Source organism: Dictyobacter alpinus, from assembly GCF_003967575.1.
Taxonomy (GTDB): domain Bacteria; phylum Chloroflexota; class Ktedonobacteria; order Ktedonobacterales; family Ktedonobacteraceae; genus Dictyobacter; species Dictyobacter alpinus.
Genome location: NZ_BIFT01000001.1, coordinates 2778258 through 2802507 on the forward strand (window position 1 = coordinate 2778258; position 24250 = coordinate 2802507).

A 24250-nucleotide genomic window follows, 5' to 3' on the forward strand; every position below is an offset into this window, starting at 1 on the left:
TGCACACTTCCCAATGAAATTGTGAGTCAGACACAAACTCTTAGTATTTGAATGAAAACAGTAATGTCTCCACTTCTATTGCGTACGATGTATCTGAACGAAGATAGATACAGGAAGGCCCTGCTCTTATGCCAAGTGTACCTGACGTTCTAAGAAGGGGCGAGTAGCGATGATAAGAGTTAAACGTTCACAGATTTTTCTCTATTTACTGCCGATGTTGCTTACCATTGCAGTCATCAACCTCTCTCCTATTGCATATACCCTTTACCTGTCATTCACCAACAATACGTTATTCAACAATGAATACAACTTTGCTGGCATGAATAACTATAGCTATTGGTTTAATGCAGCCAATAGTGACCTGACCTATGTGATAGGCATTACATTGTTGTATGTGGTGATCTGTATTGCGTTTTTCCTGCTGGTGGGTCTGGCGACAGCGTTGGCATTGAATAATGAGAAAGTCAAAGGATTGCCTTTCTGGCGCGTCGCCCTGCTTGTTCCCTGGGCCACGCCTTACGCTATTACTTCACTGATCTGGAAATTCCTCTTCAACTACGATTTTGGACCGCTCAACCAGATTGGCCGCGTGTTCATGGGCTCGCAGTTTGGTATTCCCTGGTTGACTGATCCAATCTGGGCATTTATTGCCGTTGTGATCGTTAACGTCTGGCTCTCCTATCCTTTCTTCACGGTGGTTATTCTGGGTGCATTACAGAGTGTGCCAAGAGAGTTAGGTGAGGCTGCAAATGTTGATGGTGCCAATGCCTGGCAGCGCTTCCGTTCAGTAACCTTGCCATTGTTGATACCTGCCATCACCCCGGCAACCATCTTGAGTTCAATTACGACCTTCCAGATGTTTGGCGTCGTCTACCTGATCACACAGGGTGGACCCATTACCAGCGCCGACAAGCCCGGAGCCACCTCGTTTGTGATGGTTTATATTTACAATAAGGTTCTGGGAGAGAACGCGGGCAACATCCACTACGCTCAGATCGCAGCCTTTGCGGTCCTGATCTTTATCATCCTGGGCTCGGTAACCTTCTTGACCCGTACCCTCGGATCCTCATCCAAGGAGGCGATGGCATGAGCAACCATACCGCACAAGCAGAGCTTGAACCGTCTGTTCCCAGCGTATTAACAGTTGATGAACTTGAATATAAAAAATATCGTGCCAGGATCGAAAGCAGAATTCGGCGCCGCAAGCTTGTGACCAGGCTTCAGCTTGGTTTAGTCTATGTCTTTTTGACCGTGATGACTATTTTTGCTTTGTTCCCGATCTACTTTGTCATTCAGGCATCGTTCGCGGGTGGCCAGAATCTGTACACAACAGATCTGCACCTGTTACCCGCTAATCCAAGCATTGATAACTACATCTATGCCTTCACGCAGGAGCCCTTGCTTGAATGGTTGGGCAACACCCTGTTTGTCTGTGGCTTTTCGACATTGCTTGGACTCTTCTGTTCTATGACGGGCGCCTATGCTCTTTCGCGTTTCCGTTTCAAGGGTCGCAAACTCTCACTTAATCTGTTATTGGTCTTACAAGCCTTTCCAGGACTGCTGGCAATCAGCGCCTATTACTATCTCTTGCAGTACCTGAATTTGCTGGATAGTGCACCTTTACTGGGATTGGCTTTGATTTATATGGCAAGCTCGATCGTGTTTAGCTGTTGGAATATCAAGGGGTATTTTGATACCCTGCCAATTGAACTGGATCAGGCGGCGATGATTGATGGAGCCAGTCAGTGGCAGACCTTCTGGCGTGTAGTGTTGCCGTTAGCCGCACCTGCACTGGCCGCTTCTGCCCTGTTGATTTTTGTTGGTGCCTGGAGTGAGTTCGCGATTGCCAACTATGTCCTAAATGCTAACGATAATGGTTCAAACCTGACCTTTATCCTTGGTCTCTATCGTTTGCAGGGCGATTTCCGCACCCCATGGGGCTATTTCGCTGCTACTTCAGTGATTATTTCGGTCCCGCTAGTCGCTGTCTTTCTCTTCGCGCAGCGCTTCTTTAAATCTGGTCTGACCGTTGGTAGTGTCAAAGGTTAAACTAACATACGTCAAATAAAAAAGAGGGTCAGTGGAAATTTCCGCTGACCCTCTTTTTGTCTGGCCTATTGATTCTCGGCCATGCTCTGATGCTGATTCTGGGGTTTGCTATCATCGGCATAGACCGAGGGCTTTAAGATGCCAATGTAAGGCAGGTTGCGATAAAGCTGAGCGTAGTCGAGGCCATAGCCAACGACAAATTTGTCGGGAATGGTAAAGCCATAGTAATCGACGGGCACATTTTGAACGCGTGTATGCTCTTTATTCAGGAGCGAGCAGACTTTCAGGCTGAGTGGATTACGCCGCCTGAGTAGATCGGTTAAATAGTGTAAGGTTCGTCCGCTGTCGATAATATCTTCGATGATCAGGACATGTTTCTGCTCGATCGGGCCTTCCATATCCTTGACAATACGCACAATGCCGCTGGATTGTGTGCTGTTGCCGTAGCTGGCTACCGCCATATAGTCAAGCTCTAGTGGCAAGTGAATGGCGCGGGCCAGGTCGGCAATGAAGGGGACGGCCCCTTTAAGCGTGCCCAGTAGTAGCAGGTTTTTGCCGTCATAATCCTGGGTGATCTGCTCACCCAGATGTTTAATTTTTGCCTGTAGTTGATCCTCTGAAATAAGAATTTCTTCAATGTCCTGGTGCATATACTCCTCATATTGAAATGACTAATGATGAACGATCGACAAGCGGATGATTTTGTGTGTCTGTCTGGTGAGACGGACACGTTGATCCAGGTGAATGCCTCCTAGCCAGATACAGTGTGAATTGGAAAAGAAGAGTGGGATTTGAGAGCGTTGGGCATATGGAATATGCTTATCAATCAAGATATCTTTGATCTTCTTTTCGTGTTCCATTCCTAATGGTTGCATACGATCGCCGTCTCTACGTGTCCGGATGTGGAACGCGAGTGGTTGGTTGCTACTGTCCAGGGTTTCTGCATCTATATATACAGCGTGTGGCGTGGTGGGTAAGAGCCTCCAGACGGTTGCCCAGTCCTGTTGTTGTAGCGCGTTTTGTACACGCTGCGTTACTTCTTCAGGTACCCATTCTGCCGTGGCTGTCCAGGGTGTGCCAGTTACTTCTATGCTGCCCGGTAGGGGGAGTATAGAAGTAACTGGTGGCTGCCCTTTATTTTCGCTTGCTTGCTCTGATATATATTTGAAGACTAGTATATCACCCTCGCGTAGTGCGTGGAGATGTTGTGGAAGATGTAATGTCACAATTTCTGTGCTTGTGGGCCGTTGTAAGAGCTGATCCAATAATTGATAGTGGCGTAACTCCAATGGTGATTGTCCGTGGCAGAGGCGGGCCGTAACCTGACGTAACAGGTGGCGTTGAATGCTGAGCGCCTGTGAACATAATGATGGAATTGCCAGCTTAATACTATCTATCTCTTCCTGTAAAACCACTTGAGGCCAGCAAGCTAGAACCTGTTCCTGGATCCATGCAAAGTCGACCTGCATAACTTCAGCATTGCGCAGGAGCGTTTCACGAAAACCTGGCTTCATGGATTCCAGAAGTGGGAGGAGTTCGTGACGAATACGGTTCCTCAGGAAGCGGAGGTCGCTATTACTGGCATCTTCGCAGGGGATGAGTTGGTGCAGGGTACAGTAGTGCAGAATATCGGCGCGATGTACACTGAGAAGGGGGCGTATGATGTCCTGATGGCGTGGTTGTAGTCCAATCTGACTGGCGATCCCGCCGCCACGGAGCCAGTGTAGCACCAGGGTTTCTGCCTGATCATCCTTATGATGAGCTACCGCGATAGGTTGCCCCTGCGCCACCTCACGTAAGAAGCGATAGCGAGCGATGCGGGCCGCCTCCTCAAGTGAAAGATGCTGTTGTGTGGCCATACTTTGCACATCAAAGCTGCCGATAGTATAGGGAAGCCGCCAGTCCTGTGCTATCCTGGCCACTGCCGCCGCGTCCTGATCGCTGGCCGCCGCCCGTAATTGATGATTGAGATGGGCCACATGTAGCTGTATTTGTGGATAGCGCTTACCCGTTCCGCAAAGCTGGTAAAGTACATGGAGTAGGCAGAGAGAGTCAGCCCCTCCGGAGACAGCTACAACCACTACTCCCGCTGTGGACAACAAAGAATGCCTCTCAATAAGAGCTGCGATGGCCTCCAACATGTTTGCGTTTTACCCCTCTTTTATGATACGATTAGTGGCAATTATAACACTTATGTATTGAACGTCAGCTAGTGTGTTGTGTAGGGGCACTGAGAAAATTATGGCCATTCGGAAAATTATAACTACTGAGAATCCAATTCTACGTCAAAAGGCAAAAAAGGTACATCGTTTTGATCCTTCATTGCAAAGACTTGTGGAAGATATGTTTGAGACGATGCGTGAAGCCAATGGAGTAGGACTGGCAGGGCCACAAATTGCACAATCGATTCGTGTCTTCGTCGCGGAATTTGAAGATCGAAAAGTTGCCGTCTTTAATCCTGAGATCGTAAAAGCTGAAGGTGAAGAGACTGGCCCTGAGGGTTGCTTGAGTATTCCTGGTTATATTGGCGAGAATATTCGCCGTGCTACTAAAGTGGTGGTTAAGGGCCAGGATGTGAAGGGAAAAGCCATTCGGGTCAATGCCGAAGGCTGGTTTGCACGTATTCTTCAGCACGAGATTGATCACCTGGACGGTATCCTGTTTGTGGATCGTCTGGATAGTCCTGAAGATTTACATGAAGTGCGCGAAGGTGACCTTGAAGAAGAGGAACCAGCACTGATCGAATAAGCACTTACGATACATAAAAGCAGCCGGGAGCGAACGTTCGCTCCCGGCTGCTTTTATGTATCGTAAGCCTACAATTTTTGTTGCTTTCGCAGCATTGATAAATGTTGCTGTCCCAGATTGTGTTCGCAATTAGAACAGACATAAAAGCCTTCTTCACGGTAATGAAGTTCGTTTCCGTGGAAGTGAAGGTAGCAAATGCCGCAGCGTGTCGCATCTGATTGACTGGCAATCTGGCGATCGTTGGCAAAAAGTTCTTTTAAAGATTGCACCATTTGCTCAAAATCAAAGGTGCCTGATTGGACGTTACGTTCAATACCTAGTGTTCCCAGCGCTGGTAAGGCACCGGTGATACTATTTGCACGCGCTTCACGACGGCTGATGGCTGAACTACCATTGTTCGCTGCTCCACCTTCGGATTCATTTGTTGTATAGTTATTGCTCAAGGCAAAAATCTCCCACCCAACGCAATTGCAATGGATTAATACTTCAGTAATTATACCTTTAGGTGTCAGGCAAAGCAAGTTATCAGCCAGACGCACTCGGGCGCTAAAGCGCCCATGCTTCTTTTAAATGTGCTGTGAAATTGTGCGCTTTGCGCACAATTTCACAGCACATTTAAACTGTGTTTGCATTTTTGGTACTGCAAGGATTTGCTGTATTCGAATCTTTGGCGCAGCAAGGATTTTAAGTGTTTGCATTTTTGGTACTGCAAGGATTTGCTGTGTTTGCATTTTTGGTACTGCAAGGATTTGCTGTGTTTGCATTTTTGGTACTGCAAGGATTTGCTGTATTCGAATCTTTGGCGCAGCAAGGATTTTAAGTGTTCACATTTTGGTACTGCAAGGATTTGCTGTATTTGAATCTTTGGCGCAGCAAGGATTTAAGTGTGCTGTCAAAAAATGAGCACAGCTCATTTTTTGACAGCACACTTAAAAGAAGCATGGGCCCTTTAGGGCCCGAGTGTGGTTGGCTACACACTCCACGATGACAGTGGGAAACAAACACTATCTTCTAGAAGCAAGCGGCAGCCAAAAGGCATGCCGTTAAGAGGGGAAATGGGTGTGATGCTCGCTGAGGGGTTGGCGGGCATAGACCATGAATAGATGGTAGGATTTAGAAGATCATAAGGCGTCAGTCACAGTTGAGCCTTATAGCGCCATAACAGCTGGCGCTCCTGAATACTGACCTATGTCGGTCATACTACATTTGTATAGATGCATTACTCAATATTGGCGTTATCTCCGAGCACCCGATCTAACGTTTCGCGTTTGATACGATAAACCTGACGTGAATGGACATGTGGTAAAACTACAGCTTCCAGGACACCTTGTTTGACCCAACGACGTACGGTCGCGTCGTCTACGCGAAGGATACGCGCGACCTCAGAGACGGTTAACAGATTGCTCATGATGGGTTCCTCCTGCTTTGATATAAACTTTATAGCCGGTGTTCTTACCGAAAAAAGATGTATGAGAATCTTCGTGCCAGTACTTCATATAAAGATTGTATAATATTGATGAAGACTTGTAAAGCTTTATAAAAAGAGATTTTGGATGATTTGCTAAATTGATATTATATTTTTAGCTTGCACATTATGTTTAGATGCATAGCTAAAAAAAAGGTTAGTCGAATGCTACATTTAAATGTGACATTCGTTAACTTTAATGTGCTTGTTTGTTATTTGGTTTATTGGTGCTAGTCGCGCTATTATGGATTGATTTGTAAGGCATAGGCTGAAGAAAAAACTTATGCCTACAATTTTTTATCTGGCATAACCAGACGGATAGCGTGTGTTTTCACACATTTTATAGAAAAACTACATAATAAATCGGTTTCTAGCTTGACTTCATGGTGGTAAAGTGCGCAGGGAAGAGTAAGCGACAGCCTGTTTTAAGCTCCGCAAATAGCTACGCAAACGGCTTGTGGGCGGTGGTCAGAGCATATTACATTAGAACAATTGCCATAAGCTCTAAAATCGCGGTCTAGCCGTTTCCCCTGGTGGGTGGATGAGATGGGGTGTTGATGAATCGTCCTTTTGGAGGATGACAATTTCCTCAACAATCCTCTACACTTCTGAACAGACACACGAAATTATAAAGCAACTCTGGGGAAGAAAACATGAGTATATCAAAACAGGTTAATGTATAGATATGCTCATCCGGTCCTCCGGTTATAGGGGTTGGTAAATTGGAAAGAGCCACGTGTGATAGAAAGGATCTCCCCATGCAAAAGCGAGAATATGTTCCTTCCAAATGGTTAGAGTCTTCTGATGGAGTCCTGGTACATGAGGTTTTAGCAGGGAATCAAATCGCCTTTGAGGCGCTCGTTGAACGCTACCACACAATGCTCTATCGCTTTATTTACCATCACCTGGGTGAATATGATCAAGCATGCGATGTGCTCCAGCAGGTATTTTTGAAATTGTATATTGCTTTACCAACATTACCAACTGGTGAGCAATTAAAGCCGTGGTTATTTCGCGTGGCGCAGAACTGTTGCCGCGACGAACTGCGCAAGCGACGAAGAAGACGTGTGACCCTCTTCTCGGCCTTAGAGTGGCAGTCAGAAGAAGAAGAGATGCCTCCATTAGCGGCGATTCCAGATACGCATCCATTACCTGAAGAGATTGCCGAATACCACGATCTGCAACACGCATTACAGCAAGCGATCCAGGCGCTCCCCATCAAGTTCCGTTCGGTTGTTTTGTTACGTTACCTCTACCAATGTAGTTTTTCCGAGATTGGTCAGGTATTAGAAATGCCGATGACAACCGCCAAAACCTATTATTATCGAGCCTGTACCAAGCTACGCGCATCTTTACAGTCCCGTTAAAGTTGTTCAGGCGATCCCTTTCTTTACATTCTCTGCTTTTGAACTACAGAGAATGTGTAGAAGGGAGGGGAGCGCGCAAACTTCATTGAAATACGCGTATTTATCGCCTGAAAAAGGATCTGAAAATGGATGATCCACCAAAGAAGATCTCTAGCCATGATAAGCGTCCATCCGAGCACGCTGAAATTGTCCTGCAAACTGAAGACCTGACCAAGTGTTTTGACACATTTACCGCTGTCGATCATCTCAGTATTGAGATGTATCGGGGTGATGTCTATGGACTGCTGGGACCAAATGGATCTGGCAAGACGACGACGATTCGCATGCTCTTAGGCTTGATCCATCCAACGTCGGGACAAGTGACCGTACTCCGGCATAGCATCAATGATAGGAGACAGCGTTATCAGGCCTTATGGCATGTTGGCGCGATCGTTGAAGAACCGGTATTTTATCCTTTTTTAACTGGACGTGAGAATCTGCGTGGCGTGGCTACTTTTGCGTGTATGCCTGATAATGTAACCACAAACGAGCGTATTGAAGAAGTATTAGAACTGGTGGATCTGGCAACGTATGCCAGACTTGCCTATCACAAATACTCGCTTGGTATGAAGCAACGTCTGGCCCTGGCCGCTACCTTACTACACTATCCTCAGGTCATCATTTTAGATGAGCCTACCAATGGCCTGGACCCAGCTGGAGTGGTTGAGGTAAGGGAGCTGATTACCCACTTAGCACAACAGGGTATCTCGATTCTTCTCTCCAGTCACCAGTTGCATGAGATCCAGCAGATTTGTTCGCGGGTGGCCATTATTAAAAGAGGGAAACTACTTGTGCAGGGCTCGGTACAGGATCTCTTGTCAGAAAAACAATGTATTACCATGAGTTTTCCTGATCCTGCCACACTTGAACGGGCTGAACTGATTCTCCACACGCAGCCTCAGGAGGGAACATTATGGATGAGGAATGCGCGGACTATCGAGGTAGAGCCAGACGCCAATTGGATACCGCCTGGAGGGAAGGTATTAGAGCTTGAAACCACGATGGAGCAGGCGGCCATCGTCAATGCTTTTTTGGGAGCGCGCGGTATCTATGCCGCTGAGATACGGCGGCGTAACACGAGTCTGGAACAATATTTTCTAGAGCTTACTGGTCTACCTCCACATGTGACACCATCATCCAGCCAGTCCTCATAACTACATGCACAAATACGTTGCTCATCCGCATCACGGATGCACAGCCGGCAAGGTACCTATATCAGGCATCGTCTCGCTGGCTGTGCATAGATTGGGTTATACCGGTAATGCCGGCTGATTGAGTAGTGTATCAATCGTGCTACGGCGCACACGGTAAGCCTGACGTTTGCCAACGTGAGGCAATGAAACCGCCTCTAATGTGCCATGCTTAATCCAACGGCGTACAGTTGTATCATCCACACGTAAGCGACGTGCGACCTCGCGAACAGTCAACAACTCATCAGTTTGTTCCATAGGTGTATTCCCTCTCTAACTATCATCGTATTGTAGAATATAACTGGACCAGATTATTCATGGAATAATCCAATGCTACTCCTCACCCATATAGGATCCACTAAATCTAGCCAGCTCTAAGCTAACCAGTATGACAGGAAGACATGCCATCTATGATGAAAGATCTTTTCGGCTGAGAAGTTCTTGATAAATCTGTCTGCCCCTTTCTCTTACGGCACGTGCGCAAATAGTCTCTCTCGTTATACTCAGCTAGCGTACAATGTTGTTACAGCATTAGTATAGTAAGAACGTGATAGTGTGTCTTCCCCCGTCAGGTGGAGAAAAAGGTAGGATTCACACATGTACGTCTGTATGGTAGTAGAGAGTAGTTGCCTCATTATCCGATCCAGTGGGGTGGCATACTTCATGTGACAGTTGTATGACCCAGGGTATATCAAGGCTTCACCTTTTGAGCCGGCATTTTTTGCATATGTTTTCAATAAAATATGGATACGATGCCTCCTCAAAATCACATACTAAAGCATTTCCCTCCTGTATTGTTATTATAATGATATAAAAAATAGTGAAGCATTGATCTGAAGCTGCTTGTAATACTGCATACGTCTTTCCCCATCCTGGAAGAAGAAAGTGGGGTGCAGAGGCAGCAGCCCATGCCATAGCGCGAGGTATCCTCGCACCTCATTCCCATCTCCCTCCCCAAAAGGACAGAGATACGCATACACCATCGCTATTCATATGGGTATCATTCATTTTTTTACCAAGGTATGCGTCCCATGGAAAAGACCACGTAGCTGCGACCCTCAGCGACCGCAGCGAGGTGGCCCGGTCTCCGGCCGGTTCGACCCCCTCATCGTTGTCAACCTTGCTCAGAGAGGGAACCCCTGTGATAGCGCCAGGTGGTTCTGCATGGTGCGCTCAAGGAAGGTCCCGTTTGGGCACCGCGTGAGGCAACGCGACTGGCGAGAGGGACCTGGATCGCGGGGTGACCGGGCCACCACGCTGCGGCAGGTGGCAAACGGCCGCTGAGGGCCGTAACTACGGGAACGGGGTCGTGATGAGGGGAGGGATCGCTGGGGTATGGGGTTTCTTCTCATGGCTGCGCTGGCAAAAAGATGAATGATATTATATATATATTTACATATATATATTCAATGAGTTTATTGTATAATAGTAGTTGAATATTTGAATCAGACCGGGTACTTGTTAGCAGGGATGCAGGTTGGATGAAGGAGGATGGAGATGGAGATTGAGTTTAGTAAGCAACTGCTGCTAGCCACGAAACTGACCATACCACATAATTATGCGTCACTGATCATCCCTCGCACACGTCTTTACCATAAGTTAGAGCGTGGCATCCATCATCCTCTTACATTGATTTCGGCCCCGGCTGGATTCGGCAAGACAACGTTGTTAAATGCCTGGCTGCAAGCATACCCTACCAATGTCGCATGGCTCTCTTTAAGCAAGGAAGATGATGATCTGACGCGTTTCTGGTGCTATTGTCTGGCGGCATTCGCGCAGGTAGATAGTCAACTGGTAGAGGAAGCACAGTCCTTACTAAATGCAGCTACCGCCATCGAAGTTGTACTGGCGGCCCTGATTAATGCTCTGGTAAGTTATGACCAGGAGTTATTGTTGATATTAGATGACTATCAAGCGCTGCAACTGCCTGCTATCCATCGCTCAGTTACCTTTCTCGTCGAACATCTGCCAGCCCATGCTCATTTATTCATCAGTGCCCGTGTTGATCCACCCCTGCCCCTGGTCCGTTTGCGTGTACGGGGCCAACTGTCAGAGATACGCTCGGCCGACTTACGTTTTACTTTAGAAGAGAGCAGGGAATTTCTCATCCATGGGATGCAGTTGCAATTGCAGCCAGCTGAATTAACAACCCTGATGCAGGATACTGAGGGCTGGATCGCTGGTATACAGCTGACTGCACTTTCCTTACAAAGTAATCGGCCATTGAGTATCACTAAAAGCAACGGTCTTGCTCCCTCAATCGGGATCAATCGCTATGTCTCCCATTATTTGACGGAAGAGGTTCTGACAACCGTCCCTGAGGATGTGCAGGACTTCTTGTTTTTGACCTCCATTCTCACGAGTTTACAGGTTGATCTCTGTAATGCCGTCACTGGACAGAACAATGGCCAGCAGATGTTGGACTGGTTGGAACAGGCTAATCTATTTATTTCTCCTGTAGGCGAAGACGGGATCTGGCATCGTTATCACCAGCCTCTGGCAGAATTATTGCGCCAGGGGCTAAGCAAAAAGTTTCCTGAACGGATCAACGCATTACACCTGCACGCAAGCGACTGGTATACGCAGGAAAATATGTTGCATGAAGCGATTGAGCATGCGCTGGCAGGCCAGGCCTTTGAACTGGCCGCAGATCTGTTGGAGATGCACTCCTGGCCTTTATGGACACGTGGGCAGATGCCTTTGTTACTGGATTGGCTCACACAAATTCAAGGTCACATAGACCTGGAGCAGCGGCCCGTGATCGCTTACTTTTTTGCTTTTATGTATCTGCATACTGGAAAATGTGAATTATATGAGCGGGCATTAAAGATTGTGCAGCGCAACTGGCAGGAGACCCATTGCGCGGAGTTACAGGCCGATATTCTGGACTTACAGGCTTACCACGCGATCTGTCAGGGAGATAGTAGCCGGGCATTGCAATATACGCAGCAGGCGTTGGAGATCTGTCAGAACAATCCGCTCCTTGGCAGTCTCACACATGTCCTGCATGGGGCGGCCCAACTCCAATGTGGAGACCTTCAGCAGGCCCAACTCCAATTAATATTAGGATGGCGTGCAGGTATACAGGTCAATCGGATGCTGGTAGTGACGAGCGCGCTCTTTTATCAAGGACATATCAAGTTGTTGCAGGGGCACCTCGGTGATGCCAGGGAGCTTTATCAGCAGTGTATCAGTAGTTGTGGGGATGGGATGGTCTGGTTAAATATACAGGCCCACCTACAGTTAGGACAACTCTATCTGGAATGGAATGAACTCTTACAGGCTGAGGAGCATCTTGGCAAAGCTATTGTTCTGAGCCAGCGGCTGGGAGAAGATGCGCTGACTTTAATTGAGTCCCATATACTGGCTGCCCGACTGGCCTGGATCCAAAATAAGCCAGAACAAGCCCTGCTATTGCTCGATCAGGCAGAGAGTCGTGCCCATCAGTCTGATGGTCAGCGCTGTGAAAGGGCCTCCATTGCCGTCGTACGGATCCACTATTGGCTTATGCAAAACAGTAATGACTTTGCTGAGCAGTGGAGTGAGCAGAACTGTCCCGCCGATCTGTCTACCAGGAGCCTGTTAGAACAAGAATGCTGGTGTCTGGTGCGGGCGCGCCTGTTATTGGCCCGGAAGCGTCCCGATGAGGCCATAAAAATGCTCGTGGAGCTTTTACCAGCTATACGGGCGCAGGATCGACTGGCTAATGAGCTTCAGGTGCAGATGTTGTTAGTGCAGGCCTATGCTTTACTTGGTGATACCCGTCATACTAAATTGACATTGGAACAACTTCTGTTACATGCGGAGCCAGGTGGCTATCGACGCCTGTTCCTGGATGAGGGACCGGTTGTGATGGCATTGCTGGCCGATGTTTATCAGCGCCAGCAGAAACGTTATTCGGGGGAGTTGCCGCCACATGTCTTGAGTTATATTCATGCTTTACTGCTGGATTTTGGCTGCGACATAGAGCCACGCGATTGGTGTTCCTGGCAGAAGCGTGCCCAGCGTGCTCAGGCTTCGTTAGAGCAGTTGAGTGAGCGGGAATTTGAGGTGTTGAAGTTGATTGCTCAAGGGTATTCGAATCAGGAGATTGCGCGTTCTCTTGTGGTGGCTGAGAGTACGATTAAGACGCATCTTAATAATATTTATAGTAAGTTGAATGTGAATTCGCGTTTGCAGGCGTTGACTAAGGCGCATGCGGTTGGTTTGCTGGATGTTTGATGCGAGCGCCTACGGCGCTCGCTTTTTTTATATATTGTGGGGACACATTGAGGGCGGCTGCGGCCGCCCTCAATGTGTCCCCACAATATATAAGGATGGGTTGAATGTAGGTGTAATCCCACAGTATATAAGGATGAGTGGTAAGTGGGTGTGATCCCACAGTATATAAGGATGGGTGGTAAGTGGGTGTGATCAATGTGTCCCACAGTATAGGTTTTTGGAAAGCGGGGTCCAGGGGCGGCAGCCCATGGCGGGGTTTCAGGGGTGTCCCCTGATTTTCTTCTCCCTCCTTCCTTCATGCCGCCGTCAGGCGGCACAGGCGGGTTCAAGAGGCTATGCCTCTGAAAAAAAATTATACCTGTAAGGCGATCAATGTCCGGTATAGCGAAATGGTGTTTTTTTTATGAGAGTTTTTGGGTTGTATGGGGTTGGGCCAGGGGTTCGGTGTCGACTTCGCTGCGGCGGAGGACGCCGATGTCGTAGGCGCGGGTGACGGCTTGTAATCTGGTGTGGACGTGAAGTTTGGCGTAGATGTTGTTGAGATGGGTTTTGATAGTACTAACGGTTACGACGAGTTTTTGGGCGATTTCCTGGTTGGAAAGACCTTCAGCGATCAGGCCAAGGACCATGTATTCGCGCTCGCTGAGTTTATCGATGAGGTCGTCATCGTTATCCTGTGCGATGAGCCAGCGTGGTGGCTGGGTTTCGGTGCCGAAGGCGGAGAGCAGCGTGTAGAGGTAGCCAAGTGAGATGCTAGCCGTGTCGGTCGTTGCATGGCGTTGATAACGGCTGTAAAGCTCGGTTAAGAGGGCAGCCATAATCTGGCCCTCGTCGATGAATGAGCGCACATAGCCACCGGGTTCCGCGAGCAGTAATACCTGCTCAAGTTTTTGCATGGTGGCCTGGGTATTCCCTTCCATGTGATAACCGCGTGTAAGCAGGATTAACAGTGAGATCTGGCTTTTGACACGTCCTTGTCTGACGCTATTCTGATAGGGCTCTTCTAATATTTGTAGGGCAGCCCGGCTTTGATTTTGAGCTAACAGGAGCCGTGCCTGAGCCATGGCCCAGTACTCTTTTTCATAGCTCGACATTGTCGTGGTGGACAAGGGAGCATACTGTGTTTGCCATTGTCGTGCTACGTTACGGTCACCTTGATGTAATAAGAAGCGCAGGCGTAGCTCAGCTACGCGGGCTAGAAACGCGGAATTAACCCCAAAGCATTGTGAGCTATGTTCAGCCTGGTCCAACCATGTCAGGGCTTGTTCACGTTCTTCCTGCAGCCAGGCGAGTTGAGCCTGTACCAGATAGCGATCGGCTGCCTTGAAATCTTTAGCGGGTAGTTGTGTACTGAGTCTTTGGGCTTGCTGTATATGTTCAAGTGCCGTTGGGAGGTCATTCCATTCTCGGTGCAGGTCCGCCAGGTAAATGTGGGCGGCCTCTGTCGACCAGAGGATGCTGGTATCAGGTTCAGCATAGACTTGTTGAAACGTTTGCAGCGCCCCACGTAAATTTCCTTGCTGTTTTTGCAAGATGCCATGATAGATAGATGCAGTTAAAGCAATCGGAATATAGCCATGCTTCAGGCTCAGGCGATGACCTTCGGTGAGATAGTGGCTGGCTTGCGCTAAATCCCCCTGGAAGAGTGAGCCAGCACCTAGATGGACCAGGCTGCTACAATAAAATGGAGATGCGGTATCGCCTTCAAGCAGGTCAAGCGCCTGCTGCGCGAATTTCAGGGCTAGCTGACCATTACCACAGGAGAGAGCCACACGGACACGTAGATCGCATACCCCGCTTAACTGACGTGTATTCTGTTCCTGTTGCCAGAGCTGTTCGGCCTGTGTCAGCCATTGCTCATATGCATCCATTTCAACCTGTAAGAATGATGTATAGGCATGTAAGAATGCAAGCATTGGACGTGAGGATAATGTATATTCTGGCAAATGGCTAAGCCAGGAATGTACCTGGAACTCTTCGCCACTCTGAATAAAGTTCCAGGCATGGCGTTCAATCAACTGGGCAGCCCATTCCATATCTTCAGCCAGAAGAGCATGTTTAATAACATCGATATCCATACCATGCTGCTCATACCAGCATCCCGCGCGATGATGTAGTTCTGGTAATAGCTCCTCATGTTTTTGTTTCAAGCGGTAGCGCAATAGATCCAGGAAGAGCTGATCATAACGATACCAGCACTGCTGATTATCTAATGCATTCAAAAAAAGATTATTCTGTTCCAACCACTCAAGCATAGCTTCGCTATCGGTCGTAGCAGTCACAGCATTACAGAGTGAGGTATTGAGGCGTTCGAGAATCGAGGTCTGGAGCAGGAATTCCTGTACTTTTTCAGGCAAATGCTGCAGGACCTCATCGGTAAGATAATTCAAGACATTGCGATTCAGTCCCGAGAATGTCTTGATAAATTGTGTGATCGAAGCATAACTACCACGCTCCTGGAGTGAAAGAGCGGCCAGCTGTAGTCCAGCAATCCAGCCTTCGGTACGCTTCCACAGTTCAAGCACATCATCAGGACTTAGAGCCAGATTCATCGTTTGCAGCAGAAATAAACCAGTCTCATCCTCCGTGAAGCGTAGATCATTGGTACGGAGTTCGGTCAGTTTGCCCTGGACGCGAAAACGGGCCAGGGGGAGTGGTGGCTCACGTCGTGTAATCAGAATGATGTGGAGGCAAGGAGGGAGATGCTTCAACAGGAACGTCAGGGTGTGTTGAATCTCGGGAAGCGAGATAGTGTGGTAATCATCCAGGACCAGCACAGTATCCTGGGCGAACGTCATGGCAATATTAATGAGTTGGGTTAGCGTCCCCTCAGTATCTAGCGGTTCCTGCGCTTTTTGCCAGTGGATACTCAGCTCCTGTAATGTGGGATCAAACTGTCCCAGGGCCGTTAGAATATAGCACCAGAAGCGTAGCACGCTGTTATCGGCAGCTTCCAGCGTAACCCAGGCGGCCGCTAGATGGCGTTGACGTATCCATTCACTCACAAGTGTCGTTTTGCCGAAGCCTGCCGGAGCATTAATCAGGGTAAGAGGTCGTTGCAAACCCGCATCCATAGCAGCATAAACATGGGTACGAGAAATGGTCTTTTTCAGATAGAGCGGTGGAATAGCTAGCTTGGTCGTAATCAACTGAGGATCGTGATTTCCTCGTTCCATCAGAGACTCCTTTTCCTCATGCCGGTTCAGGAATGTGCAATGCGATCTTCCAGGGAACAATATGCTCTCCCACCTTCTTCATTATCGGCGGGATACGGCGTATAGAATAATACACAGCAAACATGCTGCCTATCCGCTACATCTGAGGATTCCTTTGCTCTAAATACTGCTTCATTGCTTGCCATAGTATATCATAGCAAGCTGTTACATGTCAGATGAGAGACGAGAGAGAAGGTCAGCCTTTTGGGTGAGAGGCTGAGTAACAAAAAGCACTATGAATCCTCCTTCTGGTTGATGACAGTCCTTTAGAGAGACAGTACACTCAGTAACATCACAGAGATACTACCTCTGGCGTTGGTTATGAGGATAGCTGGATTTATAAGGATGCATCATTTATGACCATTCCAAGCAAAATATCAGCCAAAAAGGACTGTGGATTCCAGTTTGGCAACTACAGTTTATTTCGTATCCTGAGACGAGGTGCGGTAGCGACGATCTATCTGGGTGAACATAGCCATCTGGGTTATAAGGTGGTGGTGAAAGTGTTGAATAATTGGATGGCTTCGCAAGAACAGACCCGCAGGTTTTGCGCGGAGGCACGACTCCATGCCAGCATACACCATAAAAATATTGTCCGTATCCTTGATTTTGGTGTGAAGGGTAACATTCCTTTTATGGTCATGGATTATGCGGCCCATGGCACATTACAGGACTATTTTAAGCCGGGTGTGGCGCTGTCATTGGCGGATATCCTGCCATTTGTAGAGAATATTGCTAATGCTTTGCAACATATACATAACCACAATATCATCCATCGAGATATTAAACCACAGAATATTTTGCTTAATCTGAACAACGAGGTCTGGCTAAGTGATTTTGGGATTGCCCTTGCTTTGCAGCCGTGGAATAGCCATACGATACCACAGGATTCAGTTGGCACCGCCCTGTATGCCGCGCCGGAGCAGATTGAGGGGCGTCCATTAAAGATGAGTGATCAGTATTCGTTGGCGGTGCTGGTTTATACCTGGTTGTGCGGTCAGACGCCATTCATGGGTAGCTCTGTGCAACTGTGCAAACAACACCTCTATCAAGAGCCACTGCCATTGCGGGATATTGTGCCATCTATCCCTGAGTACATCGAAAAAGCTGTCCTTAAAGCCCTGGCGAAAGATCCCTATCAACGTTTCGCCAATGTACAGGATTTCGCGCAGACGCTTATGCGTATGGATGAGGGCTACTACACTGATCCTGCTCTACCTATGCTGGGGGCCGCCAACGCTGTCCAACCAGAGATTATCCCTTATAGTTAGCGGCAGGAACTTCGTTCGTGTGGGCGTTGGCTATCTGCGGTTGCCTGGCCAGTGGCAAGGTGAATAGAACTTGCGTGCCCTTGCCAGGCGCACTTTCGACCCAGACCTTGCCGCCATGTGCAGTAATAATAGCATTAACAATTGAGAGGCCCAGTCCGCTACCGCCCGTCTTCGCCGCCCGGGAGCGATCCGCGCGATAGAAGCGTTCAAAGATATGTGGAAGATCCCTGGCATCAATGCCTACGCCGGTATCATCAACCGATACCTGGACCCAATCCCCTTGTAATCTGGCTTCGATCTTAATGGTGCCACCCTGATTAGTATGCCGGCGGGCATTATCTAGCAAATTCAAGAGCACCTGAGTAATACGATCACTATCCGCCTCAACCGGTGGAATATCCTCTGTGATCGTATTCTGGACCGTAATACCAAGCTCCTCACATTCAGGTGTGATTACTGCCACGGTCTCGTCGGCCAATGCATGTAACTCCAGCGGAGCCAGATCCAGAGGGATTTGTCTGGCCTCAAGCATCGTCATTTGCCGCACATCCGCCACCAGGCGACGTAAGCGTTGGACCTCACGTCCGATCCGTTGTGCTGTCTCCTGACGTGCCTCGCTATCGGAGATAACATCATCCGCCAGCGCCTCGCTCAGACCCTGGATCGCTGTGAGAGGAGTCGCCAGATCATGAGCGATATTGGCCACCAACTCCCGGCGCATCTGATCCTGTCGCCGTAGCTCATTCACATCAGCCTCAATTGTATCGGCCATCTCATTAAATGTCTGAGCCAGTTGCCCCACTTCATCCTGTGGAATAGATTGTGTGACACGTTGGGTATAGCGCCCCATCTTCATCTGTTCCGCCGCAGCCGTTAGAAACTCCAGCGGGCGTACGAAGCGGCGTACAAACAGATAGCTACTCAGTGCCGCAACGACCGCGACGGCCAGGCTAGCCAGGACGATGGATTGATTAATCTGCCGCATCACATCATATTCATTAGAAGAACGCGGCCGTGAAATAAACAACGCGCCAATAGTGCTATCTCCATAATGCAATGGAATCGCTGCATAGACTGAAGAGACGCTCCCCCTACCAGTATCTAATGAAATGTCTCCTGATCTGATATTCGGGTGCTGTAGATTCGTACCTGATGGATTGGTACTCTGGAGATTTGTGTTCTGTAGTGTTGTTTTTAAGGTTTGAGTAATCTCGGCATTCGTACAATTGCTATCGGAGAACTGACTTGAATGCGTACAGAGCTTTTGCGTGCCTTTTTCATCTACCAGTATTAAGAGCCACGGCTCTGCAGAAGCTACGCTTGCACGGGGCACGCTATCCCAACTCTGACCATAGTGCTGATAATAGTTTGTAAATTCCCAGGCGCTATATGTTGCTGTTTGCTTCAGGTCATCAATTTGCAGGCCATGAAAGTAATTTTGGACCGCGACCGAGACGGCAAAGCTAAGAATAAGGACCGTGCCTAAAATAACAAGGAGATAGCTCAGCACTAATTTTGATTTCAGGCTGAAGGTAGAAACCTTTGGAATTGTGGTACGCATACGAAATCTCCCTGTTTGATCCTATTCGCTCAGGCGTGTTGTGAGGATGTAGTGGGGGCAGGAACAAATTTATAGCCAACGCCCCAGACGGTCTGAATGTGATGCGGCATGCCGGGGGCCGCCTCTAGTTTTTTACGCAAAGTGCCAATATGGACATCAACCGTACGGCCATCTCCAAGATAGCTATAGCCCCAGACCTGATTCAACAAGGACTCACGCGTAAAGACGCGATCAGGGGCCGAAGCCAGGGCAACCAGAAGATCAAATTCTTTGACAGTCAGGGTGATCTGCTTGCCATTGGCCATCACGCGTCGCGATGGGAGGCTGATCAATAAGCCTCCGAAACGGAATTCTTCCTTTGAATCATGGGAGGCTGCAATCTCTTCCTTCGCGGTCTCACTGGTCTCTGATGGATGGCTATTACTGCTGGTGCTACTACTGCGGCGCAGGATCGCTTTGACCCGGCTGACCAGTTCGCGCGGACTAAATGGCTTGATTAGATAATCGTCCGCGCCAGCCTCCAGGCCAGCGATGCGATCATCCTCACCCTGACGCGCCGTCAACATCAGAATCGGCGTATCCGCCCAGGTGCGAATCCGGCGACAGACCTCCATGCCATCCAACATTGGTAACATTAAATCCAGTACCACCAGATCTGGATGTTCGCGGGCATGTAGCTCGATGCCCGCGATACCATCGGCCGCGGACAGAACCGTATAGCCGGCTTGTTCTAAATAGAGCCGGATAACCTGTGTGATATTTGCTTCATCCTCAATGACCAGAATCTTCATATCTCTATTCTACCCATCACTGATCAAATAAATACTAGAAATTTGTAAGGTTTTTGTATAGTTATTGACGCTATCCCTCTAGAAATGTAGGTTTCAAATAGCCCAGTTTTTCTAAGGCCATATACGCAGCCGCAATCTGTCCTTGAACCGCGAACTGGCCTGTATGGATTAGTTGCAGGAGTTCCTGTGGCGTAACGAGCATATTTTCAATCACCTCAACTGGATCAACCTTTTGTTGACCCGTTTGTTGAATGTCGCGGGCCAGATACCACCAGATACGCGTGCGGGCACCGGTTGGATTGGCATACATATGCGCTAGAAGCTCTATCTTGTCTAGTGCGACGCTATATCCGCTCTCTTCCATCAACTCGCGATGGGCCGCCTGGATCGGATCCTCAGTCTCATGGGGATCAATGCCGCCGGCAGGAAATTCAATTACCTCCAGCCCGATGCCATGTTTATATTGCCGATTTAGCAGGAAACGTCCATCGTTTGTAACCGGAACCACACCTACCCAGCCAAAGTTTTCAATAATAAAATACTCATCCAGGATTGGTCCGTTGGGGACTGCGACTTGTTCGCTGCGAATCCGCAGATACGGAGTATCGATAACCTGGCGTTGTGATAAAACTTTCCAGGATTGATGTTCAGTCAATGTTCTTACGCTCCTTCTTAATGGCATTATCTCTTCAAATTGTACGACACAATGCCGAAGGATGGTATCCCGATGTTTTTTGCCCTGTCTGTCCATCATACATAAGCGAGCGCCCAATATTTTCGAGTAACGGCAGGGCTTGTCCCTGCGACTGTATGACGTCCGATCAGGCACAATCTATACGTTGGACGCGTTTTGCTGTGCTTGCCTCAAGATGACTACGTGTTTGAGGGACATATCGTACGTGAACCGGTAGCAGGGACAAGCCCTGCCGTTACGATGGGAGAGTAGTTCTCAGGAATGAAGGTTTGAAGCGGAGCAAGAAAAGGAATTCACGATTGCCATCGCGCCCCAGAATGGGAGAGCTAATCTCGCCATCTACCTGTAAGGGGGTCTGCTCCGTAATCCAGACACGTAACTCTTGCAGGATACGTTGATGCACCTCGGGATCTTTGATCACACCACTACCACGGTCAACCTCTAATTTGTCGGCTTCAAATTGTGGTTTGACCAATGCAACTATCCAGGTGTCTGGCGATTGCGCTAGCAAGGGTATCAAATGAGGCAGAACCGGGCGTAGTGAGATAAACGAGACGTCGATGACGGCGCATTGCATTGGCTCTGGTAGGCTGGTCAAGTGACGGATATTTGTCCGTTCCATCACGACTACACGCGGATCATTGCGTAGTTTCCAGGCAAGCTGACCATGGCCGACATCAATGGCGTAGACACGGGTGGCACCGTGGTCAAGCAGACATTCGGTAAAGCCACCCGTTGAGGAGCCGACATCGATGGCTACAGCATGAGCAGGATCGAGTTGGAATGAATCCAGCGCTTTTTCCAGCTTCAAACCGCCACGGCTCACATATTTATCTTCAGGAGAGGTTGCAGCCACATGGCAATACGCATCGAGCGGCACCAGTGTTCCAGGCTTATCCACTAACCGATCCCCCACATAAACCTGCCCGGCCATAATCATAGCGCGAGCCCGCTCAATCCCAGGAGCAACCCCCTGGCGGACCAACGCCGCATCCAGGCGCTCTTTTTTGGCTGCCATCTTTCTTTTGATTTCCCCTCGCCGCAAAAACTAATGATTATAATAAGTCAGCGCGCCCGCACCAACCAATCCGACATCTGATCCCAGTTCGGCCATGACAATTTTTGCCGACTGAGCAGGAACCTTCATCGCACGTTCCTGTAAGATGCGTCTGGCCGGTCCCAGCAGCGGCTCGCCTATCTGCACAACGCCACCACCCAGCACGATACGTTCAGGATTAAATATATGTACCACATTAATCAGTCCAACGCCAATACCTTCGGCCGCCGTATTGATAATGTCGCGTGCCTCGGTTACACCCGCCTGTGCCGCCTGTGCCACCATACGTGCATTGATATGAATCTCATTTCTTTGGGCCCGTGACACGTCTGAAGGCGTATCATCGCCACTAATCGGCTCCTGGTGGGCCAGCGCAAAATTGAGTAGCCCCTCACCACGCCCTAGAGCGATCAACTCATGTGCCCGACGAGCAATGGCCGTTCCAGACGAGATACTCTCCCAGCAGCCAATATTACCACAATTACAGCGTGGGCCGCGCCAATCGATCGTCATATGGCCCAGTTCGGCCGCGGTACCAGAAATACCCTCAAGGATACGACCATCTGCGATAACACCACCACCGATACCGGTACTGATCGTGATATAGACCACTTCATTGCTACCCTGGCCCGCCCCAAACATAAACTCGCCGAGCGCGGCCGCGTTCGCATCATTCTCCACATAAACTGGTAGTTGAAACTTCTCAACGAAGATATCGAGTAGAGGGACATTGATCCAACCGGACAAATTGGGGGGAGCGAAGACCACACCTGTACGACTATTGAGAGGACCTGGAGCACCAATACCAATGCCCGTAATCTCATCCAAAGTTACATGCGCTTCCTGCAACGCCTGATAAATAGAATCATACATACGTGGAATAACCCGTTCAGGGGACGGATTTTCGCCTGTCAACAAGCCTACGCGAGACAGCAGCTTTGAGCCTTGCAGGACCGCTGTACGAATCTGTGTACCTCCAAGATCCAGGCCAATAACTAGAGGGAGATCCTCAGAAGAGCTCCATTTAGAAGCTTGGATCCGCTCGATATGTTCACTGTTCATGAAATTTAGCTCCAGGTGAGTTTCTTATTTTAGATGATACTGCATTTCTACCAACTGAACAAGTGAGCGGAAAAAAAGTCATAGCAAATTATAGCCAGCACCTCCTCAAAATCGATAGGCAAATAGCACCTTTTTACAGATATAGAATACTGGCTTATACGTTATACAGCGTAGAAGGGGAAACGGCTGAGTTGAATGGCAGTATTTATATTTATAAATTTGCTGTCCCAATAACTATAATCTCAGGCGTTCACTTGGTAAGAGAGCCATAGTTGAATATTAGATACTCGTGTTCGGTTGTTTAAGTTGTAGCCAAAAGGAGCAGATCATGCCATCTGATAGTGGTAGCAGTACTCAAGCAATAAGCAATATCCTGGCCGCCTATTTCGCGATACTTGGAATTATCTTTTTAATTGCGATTATCTTTTCGCTCGTTGTTTATTGGAGGATTTTTTCTAAAGCTGGTTTCAACGGGGCAATGAGCCTGTTGGCACTTGTGCCTGGTGTTGGTTCCCTCATCGTGCTTTGTATTCTTGCCTTTGGCGAATGGCCAGCATTGCGCGAGTTGGAAATGTTACGTAACCAGGTTCGTGGTCAGCAAGGGCAGCAGTTTCCACCATTCAATCAACAAGGGGGGCCACAAATGCCTTCAAACCCTAATTATCAGCCAGATGGCCCACAGTATCCACGCTATTAAGTTCGCGCATGCGACGGGTATAAAAAAGGGAGAGAAGCCTGCACTGGCTTTTCTCCTTTTTGGTGTTTGTGGCAGGTGAGAGGTATGGAAGTTAGAGATCGGTGTTATTGCTTTTGAAGATGAGGATGATGCAGCTTAGTCCCAGTATAAAAAGGATTGCTGTTATGCAGCCTGATATTTCTGACGCGATCAGTTCATCTCCATTAACTGTTTCTCTGAAGTAGCGGGTTAGCTCATAGCCGCTGAGTAGCAGAAAAAATAGTGTAATTATGGCGCTTAAAAGAAGCAGGCTGATTTTTTTGCCCATTGCGCTGCCTTTCATAAATACTAGCTGGAGAGATATATCTCACTTCTTCAAGGCTTTCTCTGGTTATAAACCAATAATGTAGATATACAAATGAAGTATTTCACTTTTTTGCTGTAGCTGTAATACGTATGGTCCAGTAAAAAAGGTTTATTTCTGTTACATTTCCTTCCCGCCTGCGGCGGGAGGTGGGGGGGAATTGTTGGGGACACCCCAAACCCCGGCAGGAGGGGCTCGCCGCCCCTCCTGCACCTCCCCGGCTGTATGCCAACTTGCATAATTTGATAGTCATGCGGCGGGATGGTGAAGGAGGTGGAGTTGGGGAACACCAATACCCCCGGCAGGAGCGGCGAGCCGCCCCTCTTGCACCTCCCGGCTGTATGCCAACTTGCATAATTTGATAGTCATGCGGCGGGATGGTGAAGGAGGTGGAGTTGGGGAACACCAATACCCCCGGCAGGAGCGGCGAGCCGCCCCTCTTGCACCTCCCGGCTGTATGCCAACTTGCATAATTTGATA

Annotated in this window: 20 protein-coding genes; 9 read left to right on the forward strand and 11 right to left on the reverse strand. The window is 48.6% G+C overall.

Going from position 1 to position 24250, the window contains the following annotated elements:
- The first annotated feature begins 169 nt into the window (after positions 1–169).
- Positions 170–1090, forward strand: coding sequence for a carbohydrate ABC transporter permease (locus tag EL633_RS11010; RefSeq protein WP_126627224.1), 921 nt, complete (start codon positions 170–172; stop codon positions 1088–1090).
- Entirely contained in the window at positions 1087–2049 is a 963-nt protein-coding gene (locus EL633_RS11015; RefSeq protein ID WP_126627225.1) for a sugar ABC transporter permease, read from the forward strand. Before EL633_RS11010 ends, EL633_RS11015 begins: the two co-directional genes overlap by 4 nt.
- Positions 2050–2114: 65 nt before the next feature.
- Here the strand turns inward: EL633_RS11015 and hpt are convergent, their stop codons facing one another.
- Complete coding sequence (gene hpt / locus EL633_RS11020; protein WP_126627226.1) at positions 2115–2699, reverse strand: hypoxanthine phosphoribosyltransferase; 585 nt, start codon at positions 2697–2699, stop codon at positions 2115–2117.
- A 21-nt stretch (positions 2700–2720) separates the two neighbouring features.
- Positions 2721–4190: a tRNA lysidine(34) synthetase TilS gene (gene tilS, locus EL633_RS11025; RefSeq protein ID WP_126627227.1), complete on the reverse strand. Its 1470-nt coding sequence runs from the start codon at positions 4188–4190 to the stop codon at positions 2721–2723.
- A 100-nt stretch (positions 4191–4290) separates the two neighbouring features.
- Between tilS and def the strand changes: the two genes are divergently transcribed.
- Entirely contained in the window at positions 4291–4797 is a 507-nt protein-coding gene (def, locus tag EL633_RS11030) for a peptide deformylase (RefSeq protein WP_126627228.1), read from the forward strand.
- 68 nt (positions 4798–4865) lie between these two features.
- Here def and EL633_RS11035 read toward each other — a convergent pair whose 3' ends face one another.
- Complete coding sequence (locus tag EL633_RS11035; protein WP_126627229.1) at positions 4866–5240, reverse strand: hypothetical protein; 375 nt, start codon at positions 5238–5240, stop codon at positions 4866–4868.
- A gap of 245 nt (positions 5241–5485) precedes the next feature.
- Between EL633_RS11035 and EL633_RS37825 the strand changes: the two genes are divergently transcribed.
- On the forward strand, positions 5486–5617 hold the full coding sequence (locus tag EL633_RS37825) for a hypothetical protein (RefSeq protein WP_281275874.1): 132 nt from the start codon (positions 5486–5488) through the stop codon (positions 5615–5617).
- 399 nt (positions 5618–6016) lie between these two features.
- Here the strand turns inward: EL633_RS37825 and EL633_RS11040 are convergent, their stop codons facing one another.
- Positions 6017–6205: a helix-turn-helix domain-containing protein gene (locus tag EL633_RS11040; protein WP_126627230.1), complete on the reverse strand. Its 189-nt coding sequence runs from the start codon at positions 6203–6205 to the stop codon at positions 6017–6019.
- Between the two features lie 815 nt (positions 6206–7020).
- Here EL633_RS11040 and EL633_RS11045 point away from each other — a divergent pair.
- Positions 7021–7629 (forward strand): RNA polymerase sigma factor, encoded by a 609-nt coding sequence (locus tag EL633_RS11045; RefSeq protein ID WP_126627231.1) that lies wholly within the window; start codon positions 7021–7023, stop codon positions 7627–7629.
- 125 nt (positions 7630–7754) lie between these two features.
- Positions 7755–8822, forward strand: coding sequence for an ABC transporter ATP-binding protein (locus EL633_RS11050; RefSeq protein ID WP_126627232.1), 1068 nt, complete (start codon positions 7755–7757; stop codon positions 8820–8822).
- Positions 8823–8918: 96 nt separating this feature from the next.
- Here EL633_RS11050 and EL633_RS11055 read toward each other — a convergent pair whose 3' ends face one another.
- Positions 8919–9116 carry a helix-turn-helix domain-containing protein gene (locus EL633_RS11055; RefSeq protein WP_126596251.1) on the reverse strand — a complete coding sequence of 66 codons (198 nt, stop codon included), beginning with the start codon at positions 9114–9116 and terminating at the stop codon, positions 8919–8921.
- A gap of 1239 nt (positions 9117–10355) precedes the next feature.
- Between EL633_RS11055 and EL633_RS11060 the strand changes: the two genes are divergently transcribed.
- Positions 10356–13079 (forward strand): winged helix-turn-helix domain-containing protein, encoded by a 2724-nt coding sequence (locus EL633_RS11060; protein ID WP_126627233.1) that lies wholly within the window; start codon positions 10356–10358, stop codon positions 13077–13079.
- A gap of 401 nt (positions 13080–13480) precedes the next feature.
- Here the strand turns inward: EL633_RS11060 and EL633_RS11065 are convergent, their stop codons facing one another.
- Entirely contained in the window at positions 13481–16255 is a 2775-nt protein-coding gene (locus tag EL633_RS11065; protein WP_126627234.1) for a winged helix-turn-helix domain-containing protein, read from the reverse strand.
- A 395-nt stretch (positions 16256–16650) separates the two neighbouring features.
- Between EL633_RS11065 and EL633_RS11070 the strand changes: the two genes are divergently transcribed.
- Complete coding sequence (locus EL633_RS11070; RefSeq protein WP_126627235.1) at positions 16651–17565, forward strand: serine/threonine protein kinase; 915 nt, start codon at positions 16651–16653, stop codon at positions 17563–17565.
- On the opposite strand, the gene EL633_RS11075 is transcribed toward EL633_RS11070, so the two are convergent.
- The 5 genes from EL633_RS11075 to EL633_RS11095 all read right to left on the reverse strand — a co-directional run bounded on the left by EL633_RS11075 (position 17549) and on the right by EL633_RS11095 (position 22730).
- The gene (locus EL633_RS11075; protein ID WP_126627236.1) at positions 17549–19126 is read right to left on the reverse strand and encodes a sensor histidine kinase; all 1578 of its coding nucleotides are present in this window, start codon (positions 19124–19126) and stop codon (positions 17549–17551) included. The two genes, EL633_RS11070 and EL633_RS11075, sit on opposite strands and share 17 nt — an antisense overlap.
- 29 nt (positions 19127–19155) lie before the next feature.
- The gene (locus EL633_RS11080) at positions 19156–19917 is read right to left on the reverse strand and encodes a response regulator (RefSeq protein ID WP_126627237.1); all 762 of its coding nucleotides are present in this window, start codon (positions 19915–19917) and stop codon (positions 19156–19158) included.
- Between the two features lie 70 nt (positions 19918–19987).
- Positions 19988–20572: an NUDIX hydrolase gene (locus EL633_RS11085; RefSeq protein ID WP_161982079.1), complete on the reverse strand. Its 585-nt coding sequence runs from the start codon at positions 20570–20572 to the stop codon at positions 19988–19990.
- A gap of 274 nt (positions 20573–20846) precedes the next feature.
- On the reverse strand, positions 20847–21629 hold the full coding sequence (locus EL633_RS11090) for a TlyA family RNA methyltransferase (protein ID WP_126627239.1): 783 nt from the start codon (positions 21627–21629) through the stop codon (positions 20847–20849).
- 30 nt (positions 21630–21659) lie between these two features.
- Positions 21660–22730 carry an ROK family protein gene (locus EL633_RS11095; protein ID WP_126627240.1) on the reverse strand — a complete coding sequence of 357 codons (1071 nt, stop codon included), beginning with the start codon at positions 22728–22730 and terminating at the stop codon, positions 21660–21662.
- A gap of 328 nt (positions 22731–23058) precedes the next feature.
- Between EL633_RS11095 and EL633_RS36970 the strand changes: the two genes are divergently transcribed.
- On the forward strand, positions 23059–23427 hold the full coding sequence (locus EL633_RS36970) for a hypothetical protein (RefSeq protein WP_126627241.1): 369 nt from the start codon (positions 23059–23061) through the stop codon (positions 23425–23427).
- Positions 23428–24250: the final 823 nt, after the last annotated feature.